The organism is Colwellia sp. 6M3, assembly GCF_014077595.1.
GTDB lineage: Bacteria > Pseudomonadota > Gammaproteobacteria > Enterobacterales > Alteromonadaceae > Cognaticolwellia.
On record NZ_JACGWF010000130.1, the window covers coordinates 1 to 7,847 of the forward strand.

The following is a 7,847-nucleotide window of genomic DNA, read 5'->3' on the forward strand; positions in this document are numbered from 1 at the left end:
CAAAAATAGATGCCATTTATATAATCATTCATCTAAAACACCACAGCTTATAGCTTAAAATAAAAAACCAGTATAAATGTTTAAAATATACTGGCTCATCATGAAACATTAATACTAGGTGTTAATTACTGACTTTAAAGCGACCAACTAAATTCGTTAAATCTTCTGATAAAACAAGTAAGTCATTCGAACCATCAGCCAATGTATCTGCAGTATTAACAATACCTTTTGCTGAGTGGTTAATGCCACTAATATTGTCATTGATCAAGTCTGATGAACTGCACTGTTGATCTGCGGCTAGAGTAATACGAGAAATATTTTCCTTCATTTGTCCAACTAAAGAGCTTATCTCGTTAAATGATTGGTTCGCTTGTTCAATTTTTTCGATAGTTTGTTTCGATTGATCGACATTCACGCCCATTTGTTGAGAAACAACACGTGTTTTTTCCAGCAAGTTCATCAGTACAGTATCAATTTCTTCGGTAGCGCCTCGCGAGCGTTGCGCTAATGTTCTTACTTCGTCTGCAACTACAGCAAAACCTCGCCCTTGCTCTCCAGCTCTTGCCGCTTCAATTGCGGCATTAAGTGCTAACAGATTAGTTTGCTCAGCAATGCTCCTAATAACATCTAATATTTTTGTTATATTCTCGCTTTCCAGTTCAAGTGACTTCATCGATTGAGATGACTCGCTTAACGACTCATTTAATAAACTTACTTCACTGACCGTAACAGAGATTAAAGAAATTCCCTTTTTTGAATACTCTTCAGTTTTCATAATAGTGGTTGAACTTTCTTGGCAATCACTTGAAGTTTGATGTGCAATATCGGTCATGGTTGCAATAAGATTATTCACATTACCTATAGATTGTTCTTGTTTATGGCTGACAGCTTTTACATCAGCAATTTGTATACCCGATTCATTAGCTGCCACACTTAATGTCGATGCACAGGCTTTAATATCAACAACAAGTTGATGAATTGAGTCTAAGAATTGATTAAACCATTGCGCTAATTCACTCACTTCATCTTTACCAATAATATCTAGTCGCTTAGTTAAATTCCCCTCACCTTGTGCAATATCACGTAAACCTTCAGCGACACGGTTTATCGGTTGAACAATACGATTGGCTAGCCAAAACCCTATGACAATAAATAGTGTAACCATGATTAAAGCAATCACCGCAATGGTCATACTCATACTGTATGCAGGTGCTAAAATTTCATCACTATGAATAACACCAATAAAGCGCCACTTTAATGCTTTGGAGTAATAACTCGCAACATCAACATCTTCACCTAAATGTTCTGTAGAAAAATGGTCTTGATTTGGCGAATTTTGTAATATAGAAAATAATGGTGATGAAAGATCTTTAATATTTTTGAAGTTATTTTCTGGTGTTTTAGCATCAGCTAATACCGTACCTGAATCATCGATAAGAATGAGGTATCCGCTTTCACCTAGTTTTGTATTACTCAATATATCTGTCAAGGTTGAAAGGGTAACATCTAAGCCTTGTACACCAACGATAACGCCTTGATTATCTTTAACTACTAATGCAGAAGTTACAACGGGTTTTCCTATCACATCCTGATATGCTTCCGTAATAATTGGAGCGTCAGGAGAAGCAAGTGCTTGTTTATACCAAGGACGTTCTCTTGGGTCATAACCTCCAAGTTCTTCTAATGGATATTGCACAAAACCACCACCTTTGGTACCCGTGTATACATAGAGTAAATCAGGGTGCGACGTACCAAAGTCTTCATAAAGCCTATATAAAGCTAATTCTTCGGCAGAGTCATTTTTCGGCTCCATCATATGATCAGCGCCAATATAAGTATGAGTATTCTCTGGAAGTTGAGCCGTCAGTTTATTTTCAGCTAAAAACTTTACGTTAGCTTTGATTTGTTGAAAGAACAGTTGGAAACCGTTGTCTACTTGTCTTAACTCATCATGAGTGCGTTCTACAAAGCTTGTTGAAGATTTAGAGATTGTCATTGATATACTAACAATCGCAATAGCAATAATAGGTAAAATAACTGTAGCTGCAAAGCTCAACGTTAGTTTAGAGCGAATATTCATAGCAAGTCGTTAAATGGCGGAAAATGTAGTCATAATATAACTGAGAGTTACGCTGAGACCAAGACACTTTTACTGGAGTTTTTTATATCGATATAACACAATAAAATTTGCTAACAAAGTAAATTCGAGCTTCTTTCTATGACTAAGCTCTCTCTTAGTATGGGTATATTACAATTCAAATTATAATACTTATTATATTCAAGGTTCAGTTAAAACAGATACTAAAAAAATATTTATTATCAATAATCTATCAATTACTTACGGTCAAAATCTAACTCCTTTTGAATAACTTCAGCTTAAGAGCAAATCGACAATTTACGTATTGTGACGCAAATAATTCAAAAGCGAATATATAGTTAAATTATTAATGAATAGTACAGCGTGAAATAACAAAGCAAATACATTTCCACAAGCGCTCGTTCCTCTAAACTCAGAGTAACAGCTACTTGCTGATGATAGTTTTTCGTGCTGCCGAACTTAGCGTTAGCAATTAATTTGGCGATATAAAGGATGGAAAAATCATAGTTTGTTGTGTCAAGCATGCTGGTGGTTTATGCTAGTTAAACTCAATTTTTTAACCTATAAATAGCGCTCGACAGAGTAAGGAACCTTAATGAAAAAACTTATCTTTTGTAGTTTGGTCGTAATGCTGGCTGGATGTGTTGCCACTGAGAGCGAAACAAAGTGGGTAAAGCAAGCCACCAGTGAAAAAAACAAACAAAAAGTAATGCTAGATGATTGCAAGGTTTTGGCAAACAAAAAAGCAGGTGAAGCGCCAATTAGTCAACCATTGCTTAAATGTTCAACTAGATTCGATCCCTCTTGTTCATTTTCCCAAAAGAAAATTAAAGAACAAAATAAAGAAGCACAAGAAGATTGGCAACAAGTATTTGACTCAGCTATCCAAAGTTGCATGAACGACAAAGGATATGACAAAGGCTAGTTTCTGAAAAATAGAATGTTCGCTTCGATAAGGTTTCGTGGGTGAAAAACGTTTTAAGTCACCCATAATAACTTGCTAACACAGAACTACCCGTTGTTAATGTTAGTTAGATATTGGCAAAGCGAACTTTGATTTATAACAGTAACTTTAGACTCATAGTTAGCATTTAAAAGTTGAACTTTACAGTCGGCTTTGAGCTTCAATACTAGGCTAGCTTAAGATTTTTGTCGTTTTATCCGGCAGAAAGGTTGTTAGCAATAATCACTTTTTTAGGATTTACAAAGTAAAAATACGTAGAAATATTATTCTTCTGATAGACAGCTAAGCCACCATTGCCAACATTGCCACCGTTCAGAATATTTTAACGGCATGACTTAAAAATGCGCAAACAAGAAATAAAAATAGAATGTGCCAGAAAAATCACAGTCAAATGTAGGCTAATAAAGCTTGAACTTTGGTAAGAAAACATTCATTTTAAAACATGTATTTTTGATAAAACTACCCGTCTGAAAAAAAATAAATCGTCAGGTTCGCCTAATATTAAACGTTAAAGCTTATATATTATCTTTAGAAAGCAAAATAAATTATTATAATATAAGAGATTTACCTGCATTGGGCATTGTTCAAACCAACCTTGACTCGCCCTTCATTTTTCCATCCATTGTTAAGAGGTTTGCCTTTGAAAAATTTATTTTGTTTGACTCGTCATTATCTGATTTGTCTTACACTCCTGGTACCCCTGATGGCGCAGGCTCATCAAGTATCATTCTGGAACGGCAATAAAACGCCCTCAAGACAACTTTACGAACAACAAGTATTGCAAGCTGCTCTCAGCGCTGCGGGGGTGAAGGCAAGTATTGATATCGATGAACGTAATCTATCAGTTAGTGAAGAAGCAACCGTTTTTAGCAAACAATTATTTGATGTTTTTGCCACTGTACAAGGCAACCCTAAACTCAATGCAGAAAACAAAATTTTAATAGCTAAACCCATAATGCAGGGCTTACTTGGTCAGCGATTATTGATCATCCGCAAAACAGATTCAGCACGTTTTGATGCAATAAAGCAGGCCGATGAGATGAAAAAAATGCGTTCAGGTATTCCTACTGGTTGGGCAGATGTTACTTTATTCAAAGCAAATAAATATAACACTGTTGAGATCGGTGATTTTGAAACTATTTTTCAATATTTAGTGAATAATGACTTTGACTATTTAGCTCTGGGAGCCAATGAAATTGAACAAGTATATCAACAAGCTGATTTGGAAAAATTAGATTTAACTATAGCGCCGACATTAATGCTCCGTTATAATTTTCCTGTAGTTTTTTATGTTAACCCCAACAATCCTGAACTCGCGAAACACCTAAATACAGGGCTAGAACTTATCATTAAAAATGGCACCTTAAAGACCATGTTTGACCAACATTTCGGTCATTTATATAGCCGCCTACATCTAGCTGACAGAATAAGTTTTGAACTCAAGAATCCACTGATTAAAAATAAAATCAATTAGATACTGGTTTGGTGTTAGGTCTGTTTTTAGGGGGCATTAAATTTATCAATGATTATGACCTTGTCTTTCAATAGGCTACAAAAAACATTAAATAATTACTTGTCCAGATAGCTCCTTTCTCCGAAAAACAGAAGCGGACGTTTCACAATTACGTTTTATGACTTGTTGGTGCGCACTGATCTTGCCCCATAAAAATGTCAACTTTACGTTCATATAGCTGACATGGGGTTAATTTTTCTATTGCGGTTTTTGGTACATTACGCCATACAGAATATTACTATTTAACTCTAAATTAGTGGCCATATTCACTAAGCCACTACATGTATATTACTCAATTGATTATTAAGAAAAAACATTAAACATGTCAATATCCTTATGTAAAAAAATCGACATATTAGTGATTTTCTAGCGTGAATTTTTATGTATTGAAAGTATATCTTCAATAACAGCGTATCCTGTTTCCAAGCGCCCAGCACCTGGACCAATTAATGTAATATCACCTAGTAATTCTGTTGAATAGGTAATAGCATTTGTCGCGCCTTTAATTGATGCTAATGGATGTTCACTCGATATCATCTCAGGTTTAACTGATGCTAAGAACCCATCGTTATGCTTTTCAACTGTTCCAATTAATTTCCAATGCTTATTTAAAGAAGTGGCGTTAGAAATATCATTATTTGTAATATGGCTAATACCTTCACGATCAATATCATCTAATGTAAGCGATAAGTCCATTAAAAGATTTCCCAGAATAACTACTTTTGCAGCAGCATCATAACCCTCGACATCACCTGTAGGATCTGCTTCAGCATAACCAAGTTCTTGAGCCTGTTTGAGCGCATCTTCATACCCAGCACCTGAAGACATCTCACCTAATATATAATTTGTCGTGCCATTAAGAATCCCTTGAATTTTTGTTATTCCGGCGGCTAACAACATCTCACTACCTAAGTTTATTGAAGGAGTTCCGCTCATTACAGTGCCTTCAATGCCAATTTGCACATTATTGCTTAATGCTATTTTACGAAGCTCAGGAAAGTGTAAAGCAACGGGCCCTTTATTAGTCATAGAAACATGCATACCATTATTTAATGCCTGTTTAACATGACTTACTGCAGGTTCACCTGTTTGTAGGTCAGTAAAAGCAAGCTCTACTAAAATATCAGCGCCACTTTTATCAATCGTTTCAGTCGCATTCCAGCCAGTGATAGGTGCCGAAGTACTTTTTAGATCTCCATGTTTTTCTAGATCAGATAATAAAACTTCAGGGTCTAAACCGTCAGGGTTAGAAAGACTTCCTTTATAGAGATCACATACCGCTACTATGCTTAAATTAATACCAAACTTTTCTATTAATAGTTGTTTTTTATCACTAATAATTTTAGTTAGGCCTTGACCAACATTCCCAAAACCGATTATTGCTAATTTATATGTTTTCATTACGTTCTTCCTAAGTTAACTCTTTAAAATGTTGAGTGATTGTTTGATAGCGTTACTTTCGTAAATTAAAACAATAAGTTTTTATGTCGGTCATTTCTTTAACAGCATTCATAACACCTTCTCGGCCAACACCTGAACCTTTAACTCCGCCAAATGGCATAGCATCAATGCGATAATCACTACTGTCATTTATCATGACACCACCACAATCCATTGAATCTGCAAGTTCAAACGCTAATTCAAGATCATTGGTAAATATTCCAGCTTGTAAGCCAAATTCAACATCATTTGCTTGAGCTATTGCTTCTTTTTTATCAGTAAATCGATACAAAACCGTTATAGGTCCGAACACTTCTTCTTTGGCAATTAAGCAATCACTACTTACATTTGAAAAAACAGTAGGTTGAAAAAAGTTTCCTTGCCTTTTCCCACCACACAGCAATGTGGAATTTTTCTCTAGGGCATCTTTTACCATCGCTTCAACTTTAAGAGCAGCACGATTATTAATCATTGGACCCATCTGCGTAGATTCAGATAGTTTGTCGCCCATAGATATTTTGCTTGCACGCAAACAAAACTCTGAAGCAAACTGATCATATAGTTCATCTTGAATATAAATTCTTTGAACATGTAAACAGTTTTGGCCTGCTGCCCAAAAAGCACCACTGACACATGCCTCCATTGCCAGCTCAATATTTGCATCATTCATTACTATTACCGGGCAGTTACTGCCAAGTTCCATTGATACTTTCTTTAAACCTACGTGACTTAGAATTCTTTCTCCGACACTTTTACCGCCAGTAAATGAAACCATATTAATGCGAGGATCTGATACGATTTTATCGCCTATATCTACCCCATAGCCTGTAACCAAATTTAAAATACCTTTAGGTAAATTTGTTTTATTAAATAGCTCTACAAACAGTTTTGCGACAAGAGGCGTCTCATGGTGAGGTAAAAGGATTACTGAATTCCCTGCCGCTATAGCGGGACCTATTTTATGAGCGACTAAATTTAAAGGGTCATTAAAAGGAGTAATAGCTGCAACAACGCCAAGCGGTATCCGTCGATAATACCCAAACCTATTTTCAGAGCCAGGAGCTTGATCGAAAGCAATAGTTTCTCCCGTTAAACGCTTCGCTTCTTCCGCGCTAATTCGTATGGTTTCCACACATCTAGAGACTTCTTTACGGGCTTCATTAATTGTTTTAATACCTTCACGTGCAATCATTTGTGCGAACAATTCTTTTTGATTACTTAAATTATCAGCAACTTCATTAAGTACAGACATCCGTGTATTTGAAGAAAGTTTTTTAGCTTTTTGGGCACCTAATACTGCTGCCTCAATAATAGTGTCCACTTCACTTACAGAGTTGTTCTCAACTGTACCGACTAAACTGCCGTCTTCAGGGTTTAATACTTGTATCTGTGGTTGTGAGCTTTTTACATCTATAGTAGCTAGAGCAGACAAACTTGCTATTGTAGGCATGGAGATTTTCCTTTTTTAATGATTTAGCGAACTATAGATATTTTACCTATCAATTATGGTGCACATCAGTCTTAATTTTAAAATTAACGAGTGTAAAACACCCTCTTTTAGATTATATTGATTTAATAATATCAATAATTATTGAGGTGCATTGAGTTATGAAATTAAGTAAGCAAGATCTAAAAATATTGGAATTATTGCAAATAGATGTAAAAACTTCTGTTGAGCAGCTTTCTGAGGAAGTAGGATTATCGACGGCAAGTATACAGCGACACTTAAAGCGCTTAAGAGATAATAAAGTTATCGCTCAGGAAGTAGCGATAATATCGCCAAATGCGGTAAACCAATCAATGACCTTTATTATATCTGTACAACTAAATAG

At 35.5% G+C, this 7,847-nt stretch carries 6 protein-coding genes; 3 read left to right on the forward strand and 3 right to left on the reverse strand.

Features of this window, described 5'->3' with window-relative positions; translation table 11 throughout:
- Positions 1-121: 121 nt before the first annotated feature.
- Positions 122-2,080 carry a methyl-accepting chemotaxis protein gene (locus H4J50_RS17770; RefSeq protein WP_182257538.1) on the reverse strand — a complete coding sequence of 653 codons (1,959 nt, stop codon included), beginning with the start codon at positions 2,078-2,080 and terminating at the stop codon, positions 122-124.
- A 613-nt stretch (positions 2,081-2,693) separates the two neighbouring features.
- On the opposite strand from H4J50_RS17770, the gene H4J50_RS17775 reads away from it, so the two are divergent.
- Positions 2,694-3,023, forward strand: coding sequence for a hypothetical protein (locus H4J50_RS17775; RefSeq protein ID WP_182257539.1), 330 nt, complete (start codon positions 2,694-2,696; stop codon positions 3,021-3,023).
- A gap of 679 nt (positions 3,024-3,702) precedes the next feature.
- Positions 3,703-4,536, forward strand: coding sequence for a transporter substrate-binding domain-containing protein (locus tag H4J50_RS17780; RefSeq protein WP_182257540.1), 834 nt, complete (start codon positions 3,703-3,705; stop codon positions 4,534-4,536).
- Positions 4,537-4,941: 405 nt separating this feature from the next.
- Here H4J50_RS17780 and H4J50_RS17785 read toward each other — a convergent pair whose 3' ends face one another.
- Positions 4,942-5,976, reverse strand: a complete 1,035-nt coding sequence (locus tag H4J50_RS17785) for a homoserine dehydrogenase (protein ID WP_182257541.1) — start codon at positions 5,974-5,976, stop codon at positions 4,942-4,944.
- 52 nt (positions 5,977-6,028) lie between these two features.
- A complete protein-coding gene (locus H4J50_RS17790; protein ID WP_182257542.1) occupies positions 6,029-7,465 on the reverse strand; it encodes an aldehyde dehydrogenase family protein in 1,437 nt (478 codons plus the stop codon).
- A 158-nt stretch (positions 7,466-7,623) separates the two neighbouring features.
- Here H4J50_RS17790 and H4J50_RS17795 point away from each other — a divergent pair.
- A partial coding sequence (locus tag H4J50_RS17795) for an Lrp/AsnC family transcriptional regulator (RefSeq protein WP_182257543.1) occupies positions 7,624-7,847 on the forward strand: 224 nt, incomplete at its 3' end.

What these genes read in the sequence shown, in the direction of transcription:
- H4J50_RS17770 (WP_182257538.1), bottom strand. Translation starts at nt 2,080, where the DNA reads ATGAATATTCGCTCTAAACTAACGTTGAGCTTTGCAGCTACAGTTATT.
- H4J50_RS17775 (WP_182257539.1), top strand. Translation starts at nt 2,694, where the DNA reads ATGAAAAAACTTATCTTTTGTAGTTTGGTCGTAATGCTGGCTGGATGT.
- H4J50_RS17785 (WP_182257541.1), bottom strand. Translation starts at nt 5,976, where the DNA reads ATGAAAACATATAAATTAGCAATAATCGGTTTTGGGAATGTTGGTCAA.
- H4J50_RS17790 (WP_182257542.1), bottom strand. Translation starts at nt 7,465, where the DNA reads ATGCCTACAATAGCAAGTTTGTCTGCTCTAGCTACTATAGATGTAAAA.